Genomic DNA, 22728 nt, shown 5'->3' with positions numbered 1-22728 from the left:
TTAAAAGCATTGCCGTGAGTATATATTTAGTTTCTGACAAGCCCGCGCACGATTGAAATGCCATAGTGCGGCGGGTGCGTTCCGTTGCCGTTCTGCTATGCGCCACGATTTTCTTGTTTCAGGTAAAGTCGCGAAAATTACCAAGGAGGCAACTTTGCAACATGACGAGCCGCGCAGGCCGGGAGCAGCCCGGCCCAGCCTTTTATCTGCCGAGCCGCAGGCGGACGCAGCACGGACCAACATCCTGGGCAATCTGGAGGGCGGGAAGAAGCCCGCGCATGCCGCCGCCCGCGCGGCCGGCCCCAAGCCGGCAGGCAGGGGGATGGTGTGGGGCGGGACGGCGCTGGTCGTCGCATTGCTGGGTGGTGGCGCGGTCTGGTTGGGCACTGAGCCGGACGGCGGGGCCGGGCATGGAAGCGCGCCTATACTGGCCGACGACGCGCGGCCTGCGCCCGCAGCCACGCCGCAGCCAGCCACCGCGGCAACGGCAACCGCGCCCGCGCTAGCGGAGCAAGCCTCGACAGTGCCAGCAGCAGCCGATACCGGTGCTGCGCCAGCCGTTCACGGTGGGGAGGCCACAGCTGCGGGCGCCGCGCAGGCCGCCGCGGCGGCCCCGGGCAATAGCGCCGACCTGGTGGCTGCGCTGGCGGCGCCGTCCAAAGCCAGCACCGCAGCCACCATCCAGGAAGAAGCGCCGGCGCAGCGCCAATCGTTGCGGGATATGCTGAACGCGCCGTCCGATACGAAGGCCGCGCCACCCGCCCCGAAAGTGGCCGGGAACGACAGCAAGGCCAACGCGAAAGCCGGGAAGCCGGCGCGCGCGGCCGACAAGTCCGACAAGTCGGACAAGTCCGCCAAAACCGCCAAGGCTGCCAAATCCGATAAAGCCGATAAAACCGATAAATCCGCCCGGACCGCCCGCGCCGGCAAGCCTGCCGCGCCAGCCAAGGCGCAGCCTGCGCCGGCGCCCGACAGCGACGTCGCGCTGCTGGCCGCACTGGTGGCGCACACCCATGCTTCGACCGCCGCCAGGCAGCCGGAATCGCTGTCGGCCAAACTGAAGCAATGCCGTCAACTGAGCGCCAAGGGCGCGGAACAATGCCGCACGCGGACCTGCGCCACCGCCAAGGACGACCCGCTGTGTAAGCCGGTTGTAACGGCCGCAGTGGAAGGAGCGTTCCCATGACCCTGGCCACTGTGGCGCAAGTCGCTGCGGGACTGGCGCAGTTTTCCAGTGCCACCCGGCTGTACGCGCTGCTGCTTCCGGAAGACGCGGCCGTGCCGGACGCCGGCGAGCTGCTGGTGGAAGCCTTCGTGGCCGACGAGGCGATGCAGGAAACCGGCACGCGCGACGTCATCGTCCTTTCCACCAGCGCCTTCGTGGACCTGCGCAAGCTGCTGGGCAAACCGGCCGCGCTGGAAGTCACCCTGGCCGACGGCAGCCGCACCCGGTTCGGCGGCGAGATCACGCAGGCGGCCATGCTGGGCAGCGAGGGCGGCCTGGCGCGCTACCGGCTGCGCCTCACGCCCTGGCTGTGGCGCCTGACCCAGGTGCGCAACAGCCGCGTATGGCAGGACGCCTCGGTGCTCGACATCGTGGCCGACGTGTTCGACGCTTATGGCGGCGCCGCACTGTGGCGCTGCAGCGAAGACGCGGCCCCCTTCATGGAAGGCGTACCGCCGCGCAGCTACTGCTGCCAATACCGGGAATCCGACTACCATTTCGTGCGCCGCCTGCTGGCCGAGGAAGGCCTGAGCTGGCGCTTCGAAGACGGCGACGACGGCCGCACCCTCGTCATCTGCGCCGACACATTGCAGCGCAGCGCCATCCCCGAGGACGCCAGCAGTGCCGCCGGCGAAGGCGTGCGCTTTCACGGCGTGCGCCCCGGCGAGCAGCAGGACACCGTGCAGGCGCTGCAAGCGCGGCGCAGAGTCGCATCCTCGCTGGCCACGCTGCTGAGCTACGACTACAAGGGCAAGCGGGCCATGGGCGCGGGCGCGCCGTCCACGCTGCCCGCCGCAGCCAGCCTGCCGCCGCTGGAAGACTACGACTTCCCGGGCCAGTACGCCTGGGCCAACGCCGGCCAGGCGCAGCGCTACGCCGAATTCCAGATGCAGGGCCGCGAAGCGCGCAGCCAGCTGTGGCAAGGCCGCTCCACCGTGCGTACGCTGCGTGCCGGCACCCTGCTGCGCATCGCGCAGTCTCCGCTGGCGGGGGCGCCGGACGGCTACACCGTGCTGCGCGTGCTGAGCGTGGGCGTGAACAATCTGCCCACGCCGGTGCAGCAAGGGCTGGCCGAGTTGTTTGGCCCCATCCCGGAGCTGTTGCAGGAATATGCCTCGCAGGAATGGCCCGAAGGCTTTGCGCTGGCCGTGGCGCAGGCGCGCGAGGGCGGTTACGCGAACCATTTCGAAGCGGTGGCGGCGCGCACGCCATGGCGCCCGCAACTGCCCGGCAGCGGCGGCCGCAGCCACCCCAAGCCCACGGCCATGGGCACGCAAAGCGCCATCGTTGTGGGGCCGGATGGCGGCAGCTCGCCGCAAGGCGCGGACGAACTGTATTGCGACCGCCTGGGCCGCGTGCGCATCCGCTATCACTGGCAGACCAGCGGCGACGCCACCTGCTGGGTACGCGTGGCGCAGCGGTCGGCCGGAGGCGGGATGGGCAGCCAGTTCCTGCCGCGCATCGGCCAGGAAGTGCTGGTGCAGTTCCTGGAGAACGATATCGACCGTCCCATCATCGTTGGCGCGCTGTACAACGGCCAGGGTGAAGGCGGCGTGGCGCCCACGCCGGGCGGCGCGGCCGCCGGCGGAGGTGCTGGTGCCGGGGCGGCAGGGGACGGCGGCGTGTTCGCGCGCGCGCACGACCTGGCGCCGTCCGCGCAGGGCAACCTCGCCAGCGGCAACGCGCCGCTGTGGCATGGCGCAGCGGCGGGCAGCGCGGACCACCGCAGCGCGGCCGCGCAATGGGGCGTGCGCAGCAAGGAGTTCGGCGGCGGCGGCTACAACCAGCTGCTGTTCGACGACACGGACGCGCAAGGCCGCGTGCAGCTGCGCTGCAGCCATGCTGCCACTGAACTGAATCTTGGCCATCTGGTGCACAGCGCGGACAACTATCGTGGCAGTTTGCGCGGCCAGGGCGCCGAACTGCGCACCGACGCGTACGGCGCGGTGCGCGCGGGCGCGGGCCTGCTGGTGAGCAGCTACGCCATCGCCCACGCGCCCGGCGCGCGCGAACCGGCGGGGGACAACGCGGCCGGCATCGCGCTGATCAAGCAGGCGGTCCAGCTGGGCGAAGCCTTCAGCAAGGCCGCCGTTACGCACCAGACGGTGGCCTATGCCAGCCACGCTGGCGCGGCGCAAGCCAGTGCCAGCTTGCTGGACCAGGGCGCGGCGCCGCTGAAGGCGCTGCAGACTGCGTTATCGGGCATGGTGGGCGACGCCAGCCTGGAGCAGGCGGAAGCGGACGCGCAGGCACGAAGCACGGCGCCGGGCAGCGGCAAGCTGCCCTACAGCAGCGCGGCGCTGGTGGCCATCAGCGCCAGGGCGGGCCTGGGCGTGACTGCCGGGCAGAGCGTGCAGTTGGCCAGCGGCGAGGGCGTGACCGTGATGAGCGGCGCCGACAGCCAGTTCGCCACCGGCGGCAAGCTGCGCGTGCACGGCGGCCAGGCGATCGGCGTGTTGGGCGGCGCGGTGAAGGCGGGCGAGGGCGATGTCGGGTTGCAGATGATCGCGGCCAAGGACGCCATCGATGTGCAGGCGCAGGCCGGCACGCTGGCGGCGCAGGCGCGCGACGATCTGATGGTAGCCAGCGCCGCCGCGCAGGTGGACTGGTCGGCGGCCAAGAGCATCAAGCTGGCCACGGCCGGCGGCGCCAGCATCACCATCGCGGACGGGAATATCGTGGTAGCCTGCCCCGGCAAGCTGACCATCCACGCCGGCAAGAAGAGCTTCTCGGGGCCGGCCAGCATGGGCGCGAACATGCCGGCGCTGCCGCGCGGCGCGATGAAGTTCGATGAGCAGTTCCAGCTGCTCGATCCGGCAGGCGACCCGGTGAAGAATATGCGCTACGCGATCACCAAGGCGAACGGCGCGCGCATCGAGGGTGTAACGGGGGCGGACGGCAAGATCCCGCTGCTGCAGGGCTTCAGCCCAGAAGACCTCAAGATCCAGATACTGGGGAAGCTGAAGGGTTAACGAAGCGCTAACGAAGGGTCAGCCGTCCACCCACAGCCAGGTAACCGGCTGGCCCTCGTGCTCGGGCAGCGCCTCGCCTTGCGCGAAGCGGCGCCGCGCGGCCAGGCGGTCGGCCACGACCCAGCTGCCGGCCTGCGGGCAGGGCTGGCCGGAGCGCGCCTGCAGCAGCGCCATGTCGCCGCTGCCCGCTGCGCCGCCGGCGCCGATGCCCGCATCGGCCTGGGACGCCGACATCGATGCCATCTCCTCCACGCCGCGCTTCAGGTCCACGAAGAAGTCCCAGCTGCCCAGGTCCCTGTCGCCGGCGGTGAAGTCGGACAGGTAGAGGTCAAGATAGGGCTGCGAGTGGTAGCTCATTTCGTGCAGCACCGTGCCGTCCGCGCCCACCAGCCGGAAAGTGCTGTAGCCGGCGCGCGTGCTGCCGTCGCGCTCGTGGGCGGCGCCCAGTTCCACCGTCATGCCGTGGCGCAGGTCTTCATAGCGCTGGTCGCCCAGGTAGCGGAACAGCGGGTATTCTTTCTCGTCCGGGGTGCGCAGCAGCAGCACCTTGGCGGTGGTCCAGTACATGCAGTAGCGGTGCTCGTTCTCTATCGTATAGCTGCCGGACACGGGATAGCTGTGGCGCCAGGCAATCGCCAGTTCGCCCGGCGAGATCGCGTCGTCCTCGTCCACGTAGTGCCACATGCCGGTGGCCTGATCCAGTTCGATCACGTCGTCGGCGGTGTGGTGGCGGTAAATCTGCATGCTGTGCTTCCTATTTCTTCACTGGGTTGACGATGGCGTTGATTTTCTCCAGCAGCGCATTGGCCGCCTGCTGGTTGCCGCTTTTTTTCAGCTTCCCGAACTCCAGTATCATATCCCAAGGGAAGTCGTCGCCGCCCGCGTTGGTGGCGCCCTCGGCGATCTGCTTGTCCGTCTTGGGCTGGCCGGTACGTCCGATGGGGATGTGGTTGCCCTTGGCGTCCACGCGGTAGCCGCGTTTCAGGTCGTCGTAGCTGGGGCCGAGTTCGTCGCCATAGGTCTTCAGGTTGCGCTTGTAGATCACTTCGCGCAGCTGCGGGTCGGTCTGGTCCTTGAAGCGCTTGCCCAGCGCGCGCCGCTCGTTGTGCGCCCAGCGCGCGATTTCCTCTTCCGACTTGCCGGCCTTGCGCATGCTGCTCACGCCGTCGCCGATGCGCTTCACGCCCACTTCATATTCCAGCCGCATCAGCGGCTTGCTGCTGTGGGCCAGCGTGTTGACCTTGCCGGTGCTGCCTTCCACGCGCGCCGGCTGGGCGTGCGCCAGTAATTCGTCCACCTTGCGCTTGAGCGCCTTCATCGCTTCGGGTATGCGGTCGTGGCCCATCTGCTGCAGGCGCTGCAGCTCTGCTTCCACCAGGCGCAGCTTGCGCGCCGTGCCGCCCAGCGCCCAGTTCAGCCAGCGCGACGACATGTAGTCCACGGCCTTGTTGATGCCCTTGCGGAAGCCGTTCATGATGTCGTTGTAGTTCTTCATCACGTCGCGCGCGTACTGGTCGAACGGCAGCTTGCGCAGGAAGGCCACCGGGTCGCCCTTGCCGGCGCCGCGCAGGATGGCCAGGATGGATTCGAGCGCCTTGGCCGCGTCCTTGCCGCCGCTCTTGGCGAACTTGAACACCACCTTGAACACGCCCTTGAGCGCGCTGCCCAGCACCGGCACCAGGCCGATCAGCGTGATCACCAGGAAGACCCATTTCCATACGTCGGCCGGGTCTTTGCGGATGTTGAGCAGGTTGGCGATGATGTCGCGCACGTCGGCAATCTGGTCCAGCACCGGGATCATGGAAATCACCGTGCCGACGATGATCTGGCTGGTGGTCTGCTCGTCTTCGAAGTCGCCCTTGAGGACGCCCCAGAACCAGTCGAGTGCCGCTTCGAGTTCGTTCATGATTTCATCGGGTTCAGTAGGCGCGCCAGTTCGATCGCCTGTTCGGCGCTCAGGTCCTGGCCGTACGCCGGGTTGGCGATATGCTCATCGGGTTCGCTGATGGTCCACTCGCGCGCGTCCTCGCCGATGTCGATGGCGGCGGTGCCGGGATCGACGCCTTCCAGGCGCGCCTTACCGTCGTCGTCCAGCTTGCCGCGCCGTACCGAGCCGTCGGCGAAGGTCACCTTGTAGGGGGCGCCCTTGACCGGCGTGCCGTCAAAGTATTTGCGCTCCACGCCTATCCACGGCAGCGCGTCCTTGAGGGACGCGCCGGGGAAGCTGGGCAGGCGCGCGCTGGCGCTTTGCGGCCCGGTGAGGTTTTTCAGGCTGGCCTTGAAGTCCACCTTGCCGGGGCTGTGCACTTCGATGTTGCCGCCTTCGAGCTTGAGCCAGGCGCCTTGCGCGGTCATCAGCACATGGGTCTTGCCGCTGATCCGGATGGACTTGCCGGTGCTGGCCACGGTGATGCCCTGATCGGCCGTCACACGCGTGGGGCCGGACTGGCTCTGCGCGCTGAACTTGCCGGCCGCCGCGTGCAGGCGTATGCCGGTTTCCTGGTTCGGTTTTTCCGGCTTGTCGGTCTTGCCGTAGCTGAACAGGGATATGCCCGAGCGCACCGCGTGCAGCGCGTTGCCCTGGGCGGCGAAATCGATGTCCTGCGCAGTGGCGCTGGAGGTCAGCGTGGCTGCCAGGATAGCGCTGCCGGGCGTGAGCGCGGCGATGCCGGATGGCGCGGAGACCTGCAGCTGGCCTTCGCTGTAGGCGGTGACGCTGCCGCCGCCCGCGCCGCTGCCGCCTTCGCTGGCGGCCGCCGCCTTGGCGCTATGCGCAAGCTGGGCGATGGCGGGCAGGGCGTCCGCCTTGCCGGCGCCGCCGCTGCCGCTGCCGCCAATGCTGCCAATGCCACCGTTGCCTCCCGTGTCGGCGTTGTGCTGGTGCGCGTTGTCGGCCAGCGCCACGGCCAGCTGGTGGCTGCTCTCGATCTGCGTGATCGCTTCGCGCGAGTCGAGCTGCTCGCCGGCGGCGTCCTGGCGACGGTCGGCCGACAGCAGCAGGCCGCGCGCGGCGCGCAGCGCGGTGCTGTGCGCGGTTTTCAGTTCCGCCCCGAAGCCGGCCGGCTGCAGCCGCTCGTTGTCGCACTGGTGGCGCAAGTGGCCCAGATTGAGTTCGGCGCTGCCGGTGTGCGGCGCGGCGTGCTGCTGCAGCGCCACGCGCGGCTGGCCTTCGCTGTCGTCGAACAGCAGCTGGCTGTAGGCGCCGCCGCCGGCCTGGCTGCTTTGCATGGCCTGGCTTTTCAGGCCGGAGAACACGGCCGCATGGGCGTGCGCGCCGCCGCTGCCGGGGAACCAGGCCGGCGCGTTGCCGGTAGCGGGCGAGCTGCCTTGCGCCACCTTGTTCTGCGCCGCGTCCGGGTTGCCCTGGCCGTTGTACAGCGCGCCGATCACCACCGGCCGGTCGATGTCGCCTTCGAGGAAATCGATCAGCACTTCCTGGCCCACGCGCGGCAGGCTGCTGGCGCCCCAGTTGGCGCCGGCCACCGGCGCCAGCGGCGTGGCCACGCGCAGCCAGGTGCCGGCGCTGTCGTCGCCTGGCGCGCCGCTGTGGCCGTCCGGGGCGGGATGGGCCAGCCGGCTCTGGCCCGCGTCGCCGCGCTGCCAGTGGAATTGGACTTTCACGCGGTGGTCGCGGTCGGTGTGGACCACGGCGCCGGAGGGGCCGACCACCACGCCGGTCTGCTGGCCGCGCACCGTGGGGCGAGGACGCAACGGCAGGCCGTCGGCGCCGCTGTGCGGGGGACGGTAGGGCGTGGCGCTGCGCAGCGCTTCGATGCGATTGCGGTACTGCGGCCGTTCGCCCGCGCCTTCGCCCACGGCGTGGATGCTGGCCTGCTCCTCCTCGCCGATGGCCAGCGACAGCAGGCTGCGGCCCAGGCGCTGCAAGGCGCCGCCCGTCACGTCCGCGCCCAGGTTGTTGTGCATCAGGTGCACCACGCGCAGCACAGCGTAGTTGTCGTCGCCGCCGGCCAGCGCGTGTTCCTGCAGCGTGAAGGTGGTGCCCGGCGCCAGCGTACGCACGGTGCCCGCGCCGACGTGGATCTCGGCGCTCGCTTCCAGCGCTTCCAGGGCGGCGTTGGCCAGGCGCTGGCCCTGCTCGCTCGTGGCGTAGGCATAGGCGCCGGGCACGTCGCGGCTGGCCAGCGGCACGCCTTCGGCCTGCGTGCCGCTGGCGCTCACCGCCCGCATGTCCAGCGTGCGGTAGTCCCAGCTTTGCAGTTCCACCGCATTGGTCTGCAGGCGGAACTCGGTGCGCCAGCGGTCCATGCTGTCTTCGCTCATGACGGCGCCGGGCTGGGTGAAGCGCACCAGCGCCTGCGGGTTGGGCTGGAAGGCGGCGTTGTGGTCGGCGATCAGCAGTTGGTGGCTGCCCAGCGCGGGCGAGGCGGCGTCGCCGCTGTGCAGGTAGAAATGGAACAGGCCTTCCTCGGCCATCAGGCGCCGGGCGAAGTCCCAGTCGCTTTCCTGGTACTGCGTGGTCAGGCTGCGGCGCGGGTAGGCGGCGCGGTCGCGCAAGGCGTAGCGCCACGCGGGCGCCAGTTTGCCCTGGCCCTGCCAGCGGCTGAAGACCGCGTCCAGGATGTCGAACACCGTCATGTCCTGAAACACGCGGCTGTCGCGGGTATGGGCCAGGAAGGCGGTCCACGGTTCGACCAGCAGCCGGTAGCGCGCCATGCCGCCGTCGGCGCCCGTCATTTCGGCGCTGGTGACGTGGCCGTGGAAGTGGCGCGGGCCGGACGGCGTTTGCAGTTCCAGCAGCGCGGGCTGGCCCAGCAGGGTACGCAGCGCCACGTCGCCCTGCAGCGACAGGACGGAGATGTCGAGCCGGAAGCCGCTGTCCACGCCTTCCTCGGCGCGCACGCATTCGGCCAGCAGCGTATCGGCGCCGATGGGCGTGGTCAGGCGCAGGAGGCGTGCGTTCTGGGTATATAGGCCGGCTGGGAATGCGCTCATGGATGTCGTAATTGTAAATAAAGCATGATTTCGTCCGGCATTACACCTTAGAAACTCAGCCGTTGCAAGAGCGATTCAATTGAATCAGGGGGGCACAGGAGGGGGGGCGCCGCGCTGCGGGCGCGGCGTGCATGCGGCCAGGGCCTGAAGTCAGGCAGGCGAAGTGGCGGCGGTGCGCTCGCCGGTGCCGGTGGACATCGACAGGTCGGCCGGCAGGTTTTCCGTTGCCGGCGCCGGCCAGGCGGGCATGGCTTGCCTGGCCAGGTCCCTCAGCAAGGCGCAGCCAGGCGCGGGTGTGGGCGCTACCTGGCCTTCGCGGCCTTCCGCTACCGATTGCAGCAGCGGATATGGGCCGGAGCCGAGCAGTGCAGCCTGGGCGCCGTCCGCCAGCAGCAAGGCGGCGGCGCCTTCGTCCGCTTGCGATGCGCACGCCAGCAGCAAGGCCAGGCAAGGTTCGGTGCTGTGCTTGAGGGCCGTGAGCACTTGCGGGGGATGCTGATTGCGGCGCGCGTTGCGCTCGATGTGCCCAGGCGGCCAGCCGGCGCTGACCAATTGGTGCTGCAGCCAGCGGCTGGCGGCGTCGCGCCACGGCCCCTTCCATTCCGGGGGCAGCAGGGCGATCAGCTGTAGCCTGGGCAGGGCGGTTTCGGACGGCTGTGCCAGGCCGCAGTGTGCGCCGGCAGCAGCTGCCAGTTCACGCACGGCGGAGGTTGCCAGTGCTACCGCGCGCCAGAACTCGGGATTGGCGGTCAGCTTGCCCTGACCTGTGGCCTTCATCCAGGCCGCCATTTCGGCGCGCACCGCATCGATGTCCACCTGGGCGCCCATGGCGGCTCCGATAAGGTGCAGCGGCACGGCGGGCGGCCTGGCGGCAACCGACTGCGCGGGCACGGCGGATGCCCTTTTGCGGCGCGGCCAATATTTCAGCACCGACAAGAAGATATCTTTCAGCGAGGTTTGCATGGTATTTGTCCCTGTACGTGTTTCCCTGAGTGTAACTTAAGATAATGACAAGAGAAATGGCGCAGAAACGAATGGCGTTTCATAGCAGGTTAATATTTACATAATACAAATAGGTAGTTCTACTGAGAAAGTGATCGACAGTTACTAGCACCTGCGCTAAAGTGGCAGATTCACGCTGGATTCCCCACGACAGGCCTCCTGAACGCCAGTCCTCACCCGGTTACATTTGGTTAGCCTCCGCCCCGGCGGCTGGCATGTTGCTTCTGTCGCAGAAATTCAATAACTCGCAATGTTTAACGTCCTTCTTGCCCGCCGTCTGGCTACGAGCATGCTATGCAGCCTGCTGTTTGCGTGCGCCTGGACGGCGCCGGCCGGGGCGCGGGAGCTGGTGGTGATCGTGTCGGCCAAGAGCCCGGTGACCGTGCTGCAGCAACGCGAGGTAGCGGAGATTTTCCTGGCCGAGGCGGCGCGTCCGCCGGGCGCGGCCTGCGCGGTAGCGGTGGACCAGAAGCTGGGATCGGCCGCGCGCGATGAGTTCTACAGCAAGGTGGCGGCGCGCACGCCTGAATTGATGAAGGCGCACTGGACCAAGATGATGTTCACCGGGCGCGGCCAGCCGCCGCGCGAGGTGGCCGGCAACGCTGCCGTGCGTCGCATGGTGGCCGCCGACCCAACCCTGATAGGCTATATCGACCGCTCCGCGCTGGATGCCAGCGTGCGCGCCGTATTGGTGGTGAAGTGATGGCGCGGCAAGACCATAAGTACGGCGCGGCCAAGCGCGCGCGCTGGCTGCGGCTGGGACTGGAAACCTACGTCACGCTGCCGCTGTTTACGGTGCTGCTGCTGGCGGCCATCTGGGCGTTCACTTTCCACTTCATCGGCATCGAACGCGACGTGGCAGCCAAGGGTGCCGCCGATTCGGTGCGCGAACTGGTGGACACCTATGAGGCGCAAGTAGCGCGCAACCTGGGCGGCATCGACCAGAGCCTGAAAGTGATCGCCTACGCTGTGGAGCGCAAGGGCGCCGCCGATGCGCTGGCGGAGCTGAACCAGCATGGCCTGTTGCCGTCTTCGCTGGTGTTCGCCATCAGCATCGCCGACGCGCAGGGCCGGGTGGTGGCGCGCAACCCCGTGGCGCGGCCGGTATCGGTGGCGGACCAGCCTTATTTCAAGCAGCACCAGGACACGCCGGGCCAGGCGGCTATCGTCGGCGAGACCGTGCGCGATCCGGCCAGCGGCGACGCGCGCCTGCATTTCACGCGCCGCCTGGACGACGCGGCCGGCCAGTTCGCCGGCGTGGCCGTGATCGAAGTCGATCCGGCCTATTTCACCAGCGGCTACGAGCGCCGCCGCCAGGGCGAGCAGGGCATGCTGGCGCTGGTGGGCAACGACGGCGTGGTGCGCGCTCTGCGCGTGGGCGACAAGGTGACCTGGGGCCAGCAGCTGGACCTGCGCGCCGAAGTGGGCGCCAGCCTGGCCAACTCCTGGGATGGCGTAACGCGCTACACCATGGCGCGCCCGCTGCACGGCTTCGCGCTGACGGCGCTGGCCGGCCTGTCCGAACGCGAGCAGCTGGCCGTGTTCGAGCGGCGCCGCGTGGCCAGCCTGTGGGAAGCGGGCGTGGCCAGCGCGGTGCTGATGCTGCTGGCCGCGCTGGCTTGGGTGTGGATCTGGCAGGGCGCCATGGCGCGCCGCCGCATCCGCAACGCGCAGGAAACCTATGCCGCCGCCTCCGAGGCCAGCATGGACGCCTTCTTCGTGCTGCGCGCCGTGCGCGACCGGCGCGGCATGGTGACCGACTTCGACATCGCCGACGCCAACGGCCGCGCCGAGGCGCTGTCCGGCCTGACCCGCGCCCAGCTCAAGGCCATGACCTTGTGCGACTGGCTGCCGCAAGTGCGCGTGAGCGGAAAATTCGAAACGCTGGCCCATATCGCCCAGGTGGGCGGCGTGTATCAGGAAGAGCAGCGCAACGGCATGCCGCAGCTGCACGCCAACTGGCTGCACTGGCAAGTAGTGGGCGTGGACGGCGGCGTGGTGGCCATCGTGCGCGACATCAGCGAGCGCAAGCTGGCCGAGGAGCGCATCGTGCACATGGCGCACCACGACAGCCTGACCGGCCTGCCCAACCGCAGTCTGATCGCGGACCGTCTGCAGCAGGCCATCCTGCACGGCGAGCGCAACGACCTGGAAGTGGCGGTGGCGTTTATCGACCTCGATAGTTTCAAGGTGGTGAACGACGGCCTGGGCCACACCGCCGGCGACCAACTGCTGACCGAGGTGTCGGCGCGCATGGTGGGCTGCGTGCGCCGGCACGACACGGTGGGCCGCTTCGGCGGCGACGAGTTCGTGCTGGTGCTGCCCGAGCAGCGCGAAAGCGAAGGCGCGCTGATGCTGCTGCTGGAGAAAATCCGCGAGGCGGTGATACGGCCGGTGGTGCTGGGCGGGCAGCCGGTGCAGGTGAGCTGCAGCATCGGCGTGGCCATGTACCCGCGCGACGGCAGCGACGCCGACACCTTGCTGATGAACGCGGACTCCGCCATGTACCGCGCCAAGGACACCGGCAAGAACAACGTGCAGTTCTACACGCAGGAGATGAACGCCACGCTGGAGGATAAGCTGGAGCTGATGGACGGCCTGCGCACCGCGCTGGCCGAGGAGCAGTTCCGCGTGCAGTACCAGCCCAAGGTGAACCTGGATACCGGCCTGGTGTTCGGCGTGGAAGCGCTGCTGCGCTGGCAGCACCCGGTGCGCGGCATGATCGCGCCGGACCAGTTCATTCCGCTGGCCGAGGAGAGCGGCGCCATCGTCTCCATTGGCGAATGGGTGCTGCTGACGGCTTGCCGCCAGGCGCGCGCATGGCAGCAGGCCGGCCTGCCGCCGGTGACGATTTCGGTGAACGTGTCGGCGCGCCAGTTCGACGACGCACGCCTGGTGACGCGGGTGCGGCGCGCGCTGGAGCTGAGCGGCCTGGAGGCGCGCTGGCTGGAGCTGGAGGTCACGGAAAGCCTCCTCATGCGCGACCTGCAGCAGGCCATCGACAAGATGCGCGAACTGAAGGCCATGGGCATTTCGCTGTCCATCGACGATTTCGGCACCGGCTATTCCAGCCTGGCCGCGCTGAAGTCCTTCCCGATCAGCAGCCTGAAGATCGACAAGTCCTTCGTGCGCGACCTGGACGTGAGCAGCGACGACCAGGCCATTGCGCGCGCCATCATCTCGCTGTCGCACCAGCTGCAGCTGCGCGTGATTGCCGAGGGCGTGGAAACGGTGCAGCAGCGCAGCTTCCTGCAGGAGAGCGGCTGCGACGACATGCAGGGCTATCTGTTCAGTCGTCCGGTGGCGCCGGAGCTGATCGGCGCCATGCTGGAAGCGCAGGCCGAGGCGGCGGTGTCCTGACGGGCATTCTGACGGGCGTCCTGCGGCGCCCATGCGCTACAATTGCTGAATTGCATCTTCCAATTTCAGCAGCCATGAGCCAACAATTCTCGAACGACATCTACACCGAACCGTCCAATGTGGACGTCAACACGCTGGCCAACCTCGGACCGCTGGCCGCCATGGCCGGCATCTTCGAAGGCGAGCGCGGGCTGGACATCAAGCCCAAGGCGGACGGCCCGCGCAAGCAGGCCTACGTGGAGCGCATCGAGCTGCAGCCCATCGACCCGGTCACCAACGGCCCGCAGCTGTTCTACGGCCTGCGCTACGTCATCCTGATCACCAAGCCTGGCCAGGTGAAGACCTACCACGAGCAGGTGGGCTACTGGCTGTGGGAACCGGCCACCAACACCGTGATCCAGACCCTGGCCATCCCGCGCGGCCAGATCGCCATGGCCTCGGGCACCGCTGCGCCGGACGCGAAATCGTTCGAGCTGGTGGCCTACCGCGAGTCCGACACCTACGGCATCCGCTCCAACCCCTTCCTGGAATTCGGCTTCAAGACGGTGGAATACCGCATCAAGGTCACCATCAACGACGACGGCACCTGGGGCTACGAGGAAGACACCGTCATGCTCATCCGCGGCAAGGAGGACGAGCCGTTCCACCACATCGACCGCAACCTGCTGCGCAAGGTGGCAGAGCCGACGCCGAATCCGCTGGCCCGCCAGGCTGCCTGACGGCCGTTCCGGTCACGCCCGCACGATATTGCTAGAATAAGCAATCCATTGATGGCAAGGAGGGGCGATGGCGAAGCGGCTGACTATAGAAGGGCGGGTGCAGGGCGTGGGCTACCGGGCGTCGCTGGCGGACCGTGCGGCCGCGCTGGGCCTGCGCGGCTGGGTGCGCAACCGGCGCGACGGCGCGGTGGAAGCCCTGGTGGACGGCGACGCGCAAGCCATCGACGCCATCGTCAGCTGGGCCAGGCGTGGTCCGCCTGCCGCCAGGGTAGCCAGCGTGGCCATCGAAGACGCCGCGCCGGCGGAGCCCGGCGCGTTCAATATACTGCCGACGCAATAACATGAAGACGCAATTCTTTTCCGCCACCAGCCTCGATGGCTTCATCGCCACCGAGGACGACTCGCTCGACTGGCTGTTCCCGCTCGGCGACGTGAACGACTCCAGCTACCCCGAATTCATCGCGGAGGTGGGCGCGCTGGCGATGGGATCGGCCACCTACGAATGGATGCTGCGCAATGCGGACAAGGTGGCTGCCGAAGTGGGCTCGGCGTGGCCCTACACGCAGCCCGCCTGGGTCTTCACCAGCCGCACGCTGCCCGTGATAGAGGGTGCGGATGTGCGCTTCGTCAGCGGCCCGGTGCAGCCCGTGCACGCGGAGATGCAGGCTGCGGCGGGCGGCAAGAACATCTGGGTGGTCGGCGGGGGCGGGCTTGCAGGCCAGTTCTACGATGCGGGCCTGCTCGATGAACTCATATTGCAGGTGGGGTCGGTCACGCTGGGCCGGGGCAAGCCGTTGTTCCCGCGCCGCGTGCTCAGCCCCGTGCTGCGCCTGGTGTCGGTCCGCCAGATCGGCACCACCATGGCCGAATTGCGCTATGAAGTCCATCAGGACGCTCCCGGCGCCGCGTGACGCGGGCCGCAATCACAGGTCTCGTGCCAGCACCTGGCCGAGCAGGTCCTTGCCGAAGCTGCGATGGGGCGTTTCCTCGATCAGCTCGAAGCCGGCCTTGTCGTAAATGCGGCGCGCGCCGGTGAGGACGCTGTTCGTCCACAGCACCATCTTCTTGTAGCCGGCCTGGCGCGCGAAGCGCAGGCATTCGTCCACCAGCCTGCCGCCTATGCCCATGCCGCGCGCGGCCGGCTCCACGTAGAGCATGCGCAGCTTGGCCGTACTGTCGTCCTCGCGCACGATGAACACGGAGCCGATTACCTTGCCGTCCTTCTCGGCGATCCAGCAGCGCTCCCTGGCCGGATCGAACTCGCGAATGAACCTGGCGATGATCTCGGCGGTCAGCGCCTCATATTCGTTGTTCCAGCCATATTCCTGCGCGTACATGACGGTCTGCCGGTGCACAATCCAGCCCAAGTCGCCGGGCTGCGGATTGCGCAGGATGTAGCCGGGGGAGGGCGGGCGGAGCAGTGCCTGGATCTGGTCCATGGCATCGGCCAGGTCTTGCTGCGATTGCTGCGGCAGCCGTTCGAGCATGGCGGCGACCTCGCGTTTCGAGGCATCGTTCAGCGGCTCGAAGGTGGCACGGCCTTGGTCGGTCAGCCGTAGCTCGGCCACGCGCGCGTCGGTCTGCGAGCGCGTCCTGGCTATCAGCCCCCGTTTTTCGAAGCCTGCGATCACCCGGCTCAGGTAGCCGGCGTTCAGGCCCAGTTCGCGGCACAGGTCCGAACTTGTGACGCCGCTCCGGTGCGCCAGCTCGTACAGGATGCGCGCCTCGGTCAGCGAGAAGTCGCTGTCCAGCAGGTGCTCGTGGAGCACGCCTATCTGGCGTGTGTAATCGCGGTTGAAGCGCCGGACGGTTTCCACGCGCTCGTCAAGACTGGTATGCATGATGTACCCGGTAGTTTGCCTTAGGCAGATTATTGCTTGCCTGAGGCAACAATGTCAACCGCATCCGGGCGACGGCCATCCGGCGTGCGCGCTACATTGCTTCCATGGAGCGCTATCGAGACCTCAGCGGCACCTCCGGCGTGACCGCCTATGCCATCAAACCCGACGCCATCGACGTGCAATTCGCCGGCGGCGTGGTCTATACCTACACCGTTGCCAGCGCGGGCCGCGCTCACATCCAGCAAATGAAACGCCTGGCGCGCAGCGGAAGTGGCCTCAGCACCTACATCTCCCAGCACGTCCGCGACGCTTACGCCAGCCGCCGAGATCCGCCGGGACACAGATAGTTCCTTGCAGAAAAAGCACAAAAAATAAATACCAATACATTACCAATTGCGCTAGTATACAGTCCAGTTAGATACCAAATTTCAAAGTTGTAGTGACTTGGTGTTGTCCATGGCTGGCTTGCAAAGGGGACGTAATGGTGCAAACGAACAAGCGCTTGCTGTATTTCTGCCTGTTTTTCCTGCTGTACGAAATGGCGGTTTACCTGTCCAACGACATGATCATGCCGGCCATGCCGCAGGTGGTGCGCGAATTCCGCGCGTCCAACCATGCGATCGGGCTGTCCCTCAGCCTGTACATCCTGGGCGGCAGCACGCTGCAGATTTTCCTGGGGCCGGTGGCTGACCGCATCGGCAAGCGCAAGGTGATGTTGGCCGGGAATGCGCTGTTCCTGGTTGCCACGCTGCTGGTGCCGTTCGCGCAGACCATCGCGCAATTCCTCGCCATCCGCTTCTTCCAGGGCATGGGATCGTGCTTCATCTTCATCGGCTACGCGGCGGTGCATGAACTGCTGGACGACGAGCGAGCCGTCAAGATGACGTCCCTGATGGGCAACACCACCGTGTTCGCGCCGCTGATCGGGCCGGTGATCGGCAGCGCGGTGATCGCAGTGGCCGACTGGCGCGCCATTTTCGGCATCGCCTTCGTGCTGGGCGCGGTGGCGTGGGCGGGTTTGTTCCGCACCATGCCGGGGCCGGCAGCGGCAGCGGCACCGGCACCGGCCGGGCAGGCGGCAGGACAGGCCGCGCCGCGCAGCCTCGCGGCCAGCTACCGCGCCATCTTCACCAACCGCACTTTCATGTTCGGCATCTTCACCGCCGCCTGCGCCATCGCGCCGCTGACCGCCTGGATAGGGCTGTCGCCCGCCATCGTCCTGCAGGGCATGGGCGCTTCTTACGGCACCTACATCGCCTGGCAGTGCGCCATCTTCTGCGGCTTTGTGTGCAGCACCATGGCCATCCAGCGCATGGGCGAAGGCTTCTCGCTGGGGCGCCTGCTGCGGCAGGGCGGGGCGCTGGCGCTGGCGGGCATGGCCGGCGCGGGCCTGCTGTACCGGCAGGGCCACCTGTTCGTGCTGTGCATGTTCGTCTATTCGGCGGGCTTCGGCTTGTTCAACGGCGCGCTGATACGCATCGCGCTGACCGCCACCGGGGTTTCCATGAGCCTGACCTCGTGCGCCATGAGCCTGCTGTACTGCCTCTACCTGGCGGCGGGACTGGAGCTGTACAACGCCGTGTGCGCGCATTTCGGCTATACGCTTGCCGCCTATGCATTGATGAACGTGCCGCTCGGCGCCTTCCTGTTCCTTGCGTTGCGCCGTATGGCCCGCAGCCACGCTGCGCGCGGGGCACCCGGTGGCACGCCACCGGCTGCGCTACCGGTGGCGGACGCCGCCTGACGCTGCCTGACGCCGCCTTCTTTTGTCACAGACTGCCCGGAGAGATACCGATGAGTTTCGATCTTGAGTACGAAGTTCTGATCAAAGATTTAAAGTCCGCTTTCGTCACATGCAAGCAATGGGAGGCCTTCTGCCGCCAGGACCCCAGCGCGCAGTGCGAACACAGCGCCCGCCTGCACTTGCTGGAGGAGGGCTACCGGCGGCAGCTGGAGCAGTTGCGCCAGCTGGTACGCGAACAGTTCGCGCTGTTCGATGCGCGGCGCGTGTCGTCGCTGATCGGCATCCCGACGCAGACGCTGGCGCCGGAAGAATTGCTGATGCACCGCATCTGGATGGGCGGCTCCTTGCCGGACGCCGCGCGGCAGGCCATCTGCCAGTGGGAATCCGCGCTGTCGGAGGTGCAGGCGGACGATCCCGAATATGAGCTGGTGCTGTGGGTATGGGACGCGGCGCAGCTGCGCGGCGATCCAGCCTTCCGCGTGGGCCGCGATATCGGCGGCTGGGCGATAGGCGCTTACGTGGTGGGGCGCGATGTGCTGGCCGTGCATTCGCTGCGCAGGCTTGCGCAGGCCCGCGCGCCGCAGCGCCTGGCGCTGTTTGAGCAGCTGCACGCGGCGCGCTGCTACGTGAACCTGGCGGACTATTTCCGCCTGCTGATCCTGTACGAGTGCGGCGGCATCTACCTGGACGCGGACACGATGCCTTACCGCGCGGCCACCGCCTTCCTGGCCAAGCCGGAAGTGCCGGACTACGTGAACTTTGCCTTCGACCCGCAAACGCAGCAGATCAACGCCACCTTCGTCTCCTGGCTCAATCTGATCAAGGACGAAAACGGCATGCTGGTGGCGCGGCGCGGCAACGGCGCACTGCGGCAGATCCTGACAGCGATGGACCGCAACCTGGACGGCATGCCTTGTCCGCCGCCCGGCGTTAGCGTCAGCGCCGGCGCCGGTGCAATGCAGGATTACGCCGCGCTGCTGCACCAGGCCACCTACGGCGAATGGCACCGCCACATCGGCCAGACCTTCCTCGCCTACCACGACATGACGCGGCGCCACGCCGTGCTGCACGACGGCCAGCCGGAAGCGGTGGTAGGCGGCTTGCGCGGCATGCGCCTGCAGGTGGACGCGATCACCGGCGCCGAGGTGCCCTTCAGCGACGACGAGGAGCGCAGCTATGCCGGCTGCGTGGCGGCGCTGGAACGGCGCGGCTGGCGGCTGGAGCATGCGCTTGAACTGGAAACGGTGGCGGAACTGGCGTGGTTCCGCGAAGTGCCGCGCATGGCGTATGCACCGCAGCTGCGCGCACAGCCGGAAAGCTGCAACTACTATTCCTTCTTGTCGCAGGACCAGGTGCTGGACCGCGTCAATGCGCTGTTTGCGGCCTATCTGCTGGCGCGCAATGCGGACCGCATCCTCAGCGGCGATTACTGGTGTCCCACGCGCGGCAGCGGCCAGCGCGAGCAGGTCGTGCTGCGCCTGGCGCGCCACGGCGCGGCGGACGGACGCAGGGGCGCGCAATGAGCGCAAGCAGTGTGCCGCTACGGGCCACGGCAGCAGTCCTCCCGGCGCCGCCCGCGAGCGCAGATGTCCGCGCTCCGGCAGGGGCGGCCTCCGTGCCGGGAGGGCACGCCGCAGTCCCTGGAGGGCATGCCGCCGCCCCGGGAGGGCACATCCCCCACCCGGCCGTCGCACCCGTCGCCTTCGTCCCCGGCGCCACGCTGGACGGCGCGGCACGCAACCGCATGGCCGAGCTGCTGTTCGCCACCAGCTACCTGGAATACTGCTCCGCCGGGAACAAGCTGCGCCTGCCGCTGCGCGAGCTGCAGCGCCTGCAGAATATCGACCCCTACATCGGCCACGTGCACGCCATGGTGGAAAACGGTGGTGGCTTGGCCGGCTTCTTCACTGCCGCCACGGTGCGCGAGTTCGCCGCCGTTCCGGCCGTGTCACACTACCGCGACGAAGTCAGGGCCATGGACGAGGCCTACGACGCCTTCATCGCCCGCAACGCGCGTGACGATGATTTCTTCGTCGGCAGCCTGGCGATAGAGGCCCGCTTTCAGGGACGCGGCTGGTTCACCCACATGCTGACCGAGATCGAACGCCTGGCGCGCAGCCGTGCCTGCCCCCGCATCGTGCTGACAGTGTGGGAAAGCAGCGCCGCCATGCCGCTCTACCTGCGGCGCGGCTTCACGCGCTGCGACAGCTTCGGCTATGCCTACGAGCTGTTCTTCGACCGGCTGCACTTTCTTGGATACCAACTTCGCGGGGACTGATATGCAAAGCATCGAAGCCATCGGCAAAAAGAATATAGCGCGCCGCAACCTGTCCACCGTCGGCAGCAGCGCCGCGCGGTTGAGCGACCGCTCCGGCGGCGCTGCGCTGCGCGTGCTGTCCGAGGAGGACTGGGCCTGCTGGGCGAACAACGGCTACGTGGTCATCAGGCAGGCGGTGGCGGCGCACAAGATCACCGACATCGAACGCCTGATCTGGGAGTTCGAGGACATGGACCCGCAGGACCCGGGCACCTGGTACCCGCCGGACAAATCGCTGCTGCGCAGGACGGAGCTGAGTTTCAACGCCGGCATGGTGGAGCTGTACAACCACCAGCACCTGTGGGATGCACGCCAGTCGCAGCGGGTCTACGACGCCTTTGTGGACGTGTGGGGCCGCGAAGACCTGTGGGTGTCGATAGACCGCGTGAACCTGAACCTGCCGCCGGAGCCAGGTTTCGAGTTCAAGAGTTTCATGCACTGGGACTACGACCCGGACACGGACCCGCAAAACGTGCAGGGCGTGTTGTCCATCAGTGACCAGGTGGACGAGGACGTGGGCGGTTTCGTCTGCATCCCCGAGCTGTTCCGCAACTACGCGGCTTGGCGCGCGCAGCAGCCTGCCGACTGGGACTGGTATCGCCCCAAGGTCGCGGAATTGCCGCACGTGCGCGTGCCGCTGAACAAGGGCGACCTGCTGATCTTTAACAGCAAGCTGTGTCACGGCATCCGCCAGAACCGCTCGGCGGGCAAGGTGCGCATGGCGCAGTACATATCGATGATGCCGGCGCAGGAAAGCAACGCAGAACTGCGCGCGTGGCGCATCCGCTCCTGGCGCGAGCGGCTGGCGCCGGGAGGCTACAGCCTGCACGGCGACCCGCGCCGCAAGGAACAGACCAGCTACGCCACCGCGCAACTGAGCGAACTGGGCGAGCGTCTGCTTGGCCTGCGCGGCTGGAACGAATAACTTTTACACGAGGAGAGCACTGAAATGGCACAAGCAAAGGCAGGGGCAATGGCGGATGAACTGGCGCAAAAAATCGGGCAGCTGTTCATGGTCGGTTTCGACGGGCTGGAGCCCGACGCGGCGATAACGCGGCTGATACGCGAGCGGCGCGTGGGCGGCGTGATCCTGTTCCGCCGCAACGTGCACACGCCGCAGCAGGTGTCAGCGTTATGCCGCAGCCTGCAGGAGATCAACGCGGAAGTGAGCGATGAACCGCTGCTGATCGCGCTGGACCAGGAGGGCGGCATGGTAATGCGCATTGAGCAGGGGGTGACGCCGATCCCGCCGGCGATGGCCTTCCAGGCCGCCGGCTCGGTGCCGGATTGCGAGCAGATGAACTTCGTCAACGGCGACGAAATGCGCCAGATCGGCGTGAACATGCTGCTGGCGCCAGTGCTGGACGTGAACAACAATCCGCTCAACCCTGTGATCGGCGTGCGTGCCTACGGCGAGGATGCTGACACCGTGATCCGTTACGGCATCGCCGCCATGCGCGGCCAGCAGCGCGCCGGCGCCATCGTCACCGCCAAGCATTTCCCCGGCCATGGCGACACGGCGGTCGATTCGCACTATGCCATGGCGTCCGTGCTGCATGGCCAGGAGCGCCTGCGGGCGGTGGAGCTGGCGCCGTTCCGCGCCGCCATCGACGCGGGCGTGGACGCCATCATGACGGCGCACGTGGCATTCCCGGCCTTCGAGCCGGACGCCAGCCTGCCCGCCACGCTGTCGCGCAAGGTGCTCACCGGCCTGCTGCGCGAGGAGATGGGCTACGACGGCGCCGTGATTTCCGACTGCCTGGAGATGGGCGCGATCTCGGAAGGCGTGGGCGTGGCGGCGGGTGCCGTCGCCACGCTGCTGGCGGGGACGGACATCGTACTGGTATCGCACCGCGAGGACCGGCAGCAGGCCGCCATTGCGGCTGTGCTGGGCGCGGTGGAGCAGGGCGTCATTCCGCCGCAGCGCATCGAGGAAGCGCTGCGGCGTGTGCGCAAGCTGAAGCAGGCGCGCGCGGTGGCGGACTGGCGCAACCGTCCTGCCGCGCCGCCGGCCCTGATGACGCCGGAGGCGCTGGCCCTGTCGCGCAAGATCCAGTACGCGGCGCTGACGCAGGCGGGCGCATTCCGACCGCTGGACCTGTCGCTGCCGGTGGTCCTGCTGACCTTCGAGGTGCGTGACCGCACCGAGATCGACGAGGTGGCAACGGGTCGCAACAAGGAAGCGCGCAGCTCCATGCTGCCCGCTCTGCGGCGCGCCGGCGCAGCGGTGCGCGAGTACGCGCTGGCGGCGGATGCGCCGTACAACGAGGTTGCGGAGGCGCTGGCGTTCGCCGAGGGCGCGCAGCAGATCGTGGTGCAGACCTATAACGCCATGCTGGTGTCCGGCCAGCGCCGCCTGCTGGACGCGCTGCCGGCCGAGCGGCTGTGGGTGGTGGCCGGCCGCATGCCGTACGACCTGGACCTGGCGCCCGCCGCGCAAGGCCGCCTCGCGTCCTACGGCTGCCGGCCGGCCGCCCTGGAGCCGGCCGCCGACCGCCTGCTGGGCGCGAGCCTGGCCACGGCCACGGCTACGGCGCCTGGCGCCGTGGCTGCCTAGCGCCCGGCCGCGAGCTCCGTAGTAGCCGGTCCCGGCGT

Annotated in this window: 18 protein-coding genes; 13 read left to right on the top strand and 5 right to left on the bottom strand. The window is 68.0% G+C overall.

Annotation, left to right across the window (positions count from 1 at the left end):
- The first annotated feature begins 154 nt into the window (after window positions 1-154).
- Both ACFJI2_RS15180 and ACFJI2_RS15175 read left to right on the top strand, forming a co-directional pair.
- Window positions 155-1186: a hypothetical protein gene (locus tag ACFJI2_RS15180; RefSeq protein ID WP_377700802.1), complete on the top strand. Its 1032-nt coding sequence runs from the start codon at window positions 155-157 to the stop codon at window positions 1184-1186.
- The gene (locus ACFJI2_RS15175) at window positions 1183-4197 is read left to right on the top strand and encodes a type VI secretion system Vgr family protein (protein WP_377700801.1); all 3015 of its coding nucleotides are present in this window, start codon (window positions 1183-1185) and stop codon (window positions 4195-4197) included. The genes ACFJI2_RS15180 and ACFJI2_RS15175 overlap by 4 nt, the downstream gene beginning before the upstream one ends.
- 18 nt (window positions 4198-4215) lie before the next feature.
- On the opposite strand, the gene ACFJI2_RS15170 is transcribed toward ACFJI2_RS15175, so the two are convergent.
- From ACFJI2_RS15170 to ACFJI2_RS15155, 4 genes are all read right to left on the bottom strand, one after another.
- The gene (locus tag ACFJI2_RS15170; RefSeq protein ID WP_377705774.1) at window positions 4216-4941 is read right to left on the bottom strand and encodes a hypothetical protein; all 726 of its coding nucleotides are present in this window, start codon (window positions 4939-4941) and stop codon (window positions 4216-4218) included.
- Between the two features lie 10 nt (window positions 4942-4951).
- Window positions 4952-6103 carry a hypothetical protein gene (locus ACFJI2_RS15165; RefSeq protein ID WP_132139022.1) on the bottom strand — a complete coding sequence of 384 codons (1152 nt, stop codon included), beginning with the start codon at window positions 6101-6103 and terminating at the stop codon, window positions 4952-4954.
- Entirely contained in the window at window positions 6100-9150 is a 3051-nt protein-coding gene (locus ACFJI2_RS15160) for a type VI secretion system Vgr family protein (protein ID WP_377705773.1), read from the bottom strand. The genes ACFJI2_RS15165 and ACFJI2_RS15160 overlap by 4 nt, the downstream gene beginning before the upstream one ends.
- 150 nt (window positions 9151-9300) lie before the next feature.
- A complete protein-coding gene (locus tag ACFJI2_RS15155; protein WP_377705772.1) occupies window positions 9301-10113 on the bottom strand; it encodes a hypothetical protein in 813 nt (270 codons plus the stop codon).
- Window positions 10114-10441: 328 nt separating this feature from the next.
- Here ACFJI2_RS15155 and ACFJI2_RS15150 point away from each other — a divergent pair, with 328 nt between their 5' ends.
- From ACFJI2_RS15150 to ACFJI2_RS15130, 5 genes are all read left to right on the top strand, one after another.
- Window positions 10442-10855, top strand: coding sequence for a phosphate ABC transporter substrate-binding protein (locus tag ACFJI2_RS15150; protein ID WP_377705770.1), 414 nt, complete (start codon window positions 10442-10444; stop codon window positions 10853-10855).
- Window positions 10855-13512, top strand: coding sequence for an EAL domain-containing protein (locus ACFJI2_RS15145; RefSeq protein WP_377705769.1), 2658 nt, complete (start codon window positions 10855-10857; stop codon window positions 13510-13512). The genes ACFJI2_RS15150 and ACFJI2_RS15145 overlap by 1 nt, the downstream gene beginning before the upstream one ends.
- A gap of 74 nt (window positions 13513-13586) precedes the next feature.
- Window positions 13587-14231 carry a heme-binding beta-barrel domain-containing protein gene (locus ACFJI2_RS15140; RefSeq protein ID WP_107979144.1) on the top strand — a complete coding sequence of 215 codons (645 nt, stop codon included), beginning with the start codon at window positions 13587-13589 and terminating at the stop codon, window positions 14229-14231.
- Window positions 14232-14298: 67 nt separating this feature from the next.
- Entirely contained in the window at window positions 14299-14571 is a 273-nt protein-coding gene (locus tag ACFJI2_RS15135) for an acylphosphatase (protein WP_377705768.1), read from the top strand.
- A 1-nt stretch (window position 14572) separates the two neighbouring features.
- Window positions 14573-15142, top strand: coding sequence for a dihydrofolate reductase family protein (locus ACFJI2_RS15130; protein WP_377705767.1), 570 nt, complete (start codon window positions 14573-14575; stop codon window positions 15140-15142).
- A gap of 12 nt (window positions 15143-15154) precedes the next feature.
- Here the strand turns inward: ACFJI2_RS15130 and ACFJI2_RS15125 are convergent, their stop codons facing one another.
- Window positions 15155-16072: a GNAT family N-acetyltransferase gene (locus ACFJI2_RS15125; protein WP_377705766.1), complete on the bottom strand. Its 918-nt coding sequence runs from the start codon at window positions 16070-16072 to the stop codon at window positions 15155-15157.
- 104 nt (window positions 16073-16176) lie between these two features.
- On the opposite strand from ACFJI2_RS15125, the gene ACFJI2_RS15120 reads away from it, so the two are divergent.
- The 6 genes from ACFJI2_RS15120 to nagZ all read left to right on the top strand — a co-directional run bounded on the left by ACFJI2_RS15120 (window position 16177) and on the right by nagZ (window position 22690).
- Window positions 16177-16419: a hypothetical protein gene (locus ACFJI2_RS15120; protein ID WP_377705765.1), complete on the top strand. Its 243-nt coding sequence runs from the start codon at window positions 16177-16179 to the stop codon at window positions 16417-16419.
- Between the two features lie 134 nt (window positions 16420-16553).
- Window positions 16554-17816, top strand: coding sequence for an MFS transporter (locus ACFJI2_RS15115; protein ID WP_377705764.1), 1263 nt, complete (start codon window positions 16554-16556; stop codon window positions 17814-17816).
- Window positions 17817-17866: 50 nt separating this feature from the next.
- Window positions 17867-19339: a glycosyltransferase gene (locus ACFJI2_RS15110; protein ID WP_377705763.1), complete on the top strand. Its 1473-nt coding sequence runs from the start codon at window positions 17867-17869 to the stop codon at window positions 19337-19339.
- A gap of 92 nt (window positions 19340-19431) precedes the next feature.
- Complete coding sequence (locus ACFJI2_RS15105) at window positions 19432-20094, top strand: GNAT family N-acetyltransferase (protein ID WP_377705762.1); 663 nt, start codon at window positions 19432-19434, stop codon at window positions 20092-20094.
- A gap of 1 nt (window position 20095) precedes the next feature.
- Window positions 20096-21058: a phytanoyl-CoA dioxygenase family protein gene (locus tag ACFJI2_RS15100; RefSeq protein WP_377705761.1), complete on the top strand. Its 963-nt coding sequence runs from the start codon at window positions 20096-20098 to the stop codon at window positions 21056-21058.
- Between the two features lie 24 nt (window positions 21059-21082).
- Window positions 21083-22690: a beta-N-acetylhexosaminidase gene (nagZ, locus tag ACFJI2_RS15095; RefSeq protein ID WP_377705760.1), complete on the top strand. Its 1608-nt coding sequence runs from the start codon at window positions 21083-21085 to the stop codon at window positions 22688-22690.
- The last annotated feature ends 38 nt before the right edge of the window (window positions 22691-22728 follow it).

Source organism: Pseudoduganella sp. UC29_71, assembly GCF_042693265.1.
Lineage (GTDB): Bacteria > Pseudomonadota > Gammaproteobacteria > Burkholderiales > Burkholderiaceae_D > Rugamonas.
This window is presented reverse-complemented; position numbering and strand designations above follow the sequence as displayed.

Bases quoted from the DNA above. Each gene is read 5' to 3' on its own strand.
- ACFJI2_RS15100 (WP_377705761.1), top strand. From the start codon at position 20,096: ATGCAAAGCATCGAAGCCATCGGCAAAAAGAATATAGCGCGCCGCAAC.
- ACFJI2_RS15150 (WP_377705770.1), top strand. From the start codon at position 10,442: ATGCTATGCAGCCTGCTGTTTGCGTGCGCCTGGACGGCGCCGGCCGGG.
- nagZ (WP_377705760.1), top strand. From the start codon at position 21,083: ATGGCACAAGCAAAGGCAGGGGCAATGGCGGATGAACTGGCGCAAAAA.
- ACFJI2_RS15155 (WP_377705772.1), bottom strand. From the start codon at position 10,113: ATGCAAACCTCGCTGAAAGATATCTTCTTGTCGGTGCTGAAATATTGG.
- ACFJI2_RS15120 (WP_377705765.1), top strand. From the start codon at position 16,177: ATGGAGCGCTATCGAGACCTCAGCGGCACCTCCGGCGTGACCGCCTAT.
- ACFJI2_RS15115 (WP_377705764.1), top strand. From the start codon at position 16,554: ATGGTGCAAACGAACAAGCGCTTGCTGTATTTCTGCCTGTTTTTCCTG.
- ACFJI2_RS15160 (WP_377705773.1), bottom strand. From the start codon at position 9,150: ATGAGCGCATTCCCAGCCGGCCTATATACCCAGAACGCACGCCTCCTG.
- ACFJI2_RS15140 (WP_107979144.1), top strand. From the start codon at position 13,587: ATGAGCCAACAATTCTCGAACGACATCTACACCGAACCGTCCAATGTG.
- ACFJI2_RS15175 (WP_377700801.1), top strand. From the start codon at position 1,183: ATGACCCTGGCCACTGTGGCGCAAGTCGCTGCGGGACTGGCGCAGTTT.
- ACFJI2_RS15170 (WP_377705774.1), bottom strand. From the start codon at position 4,941: ATGCAGATTTACCGCCACCACACCGCCGACGACGTGATCGAACTGGAT.
- ACFJI2_RS15135 (WP_377705768.1), top strand. From the start codon at position 14,299: ATGGCGAAGCGGCTGACTATAGAAGGGCGGGTGCAGGGCGTGGGCTAC.
- ACFJI2_RS15165 (WP_132139022.1), bottom strand. From the start codon at position 6,103: ATGAACGAACTCGAAGCGGCACTCGACTGGTTCTGGGGCGTCCTCAAG.
- ACFJI2_RS15110 (WP_377705763.1), top strand. From the start codon at position 17,867: ATGAGTTTCGATCTTGAGTACGAAGTTCTGATCAAAGATTTAAAGTCC.
- ACFJI2_RS15125 (WP_377705766.1), bottom strand. From the start codon at position 16,072: ATGCATACCAGTCTTGACGAGCGCGTGGAAACCGTCCGGCGCTTCAAC.
- ACFJI2_RS15145 (WP_377705769.1), top strand. From the start codon at position 10,855: ATGGCGCGGCAAGACCATAAGTACGGCGCGGCCAAGCGCGCGCGCTGG.
- ACFJI2_RS15130 (WP_377705767.1), top strand. From the start codon at position 14,573: ATGAAGACGCAATTCTTTTCCGCCACCAGCCTCGATGGCTTCATCGCC.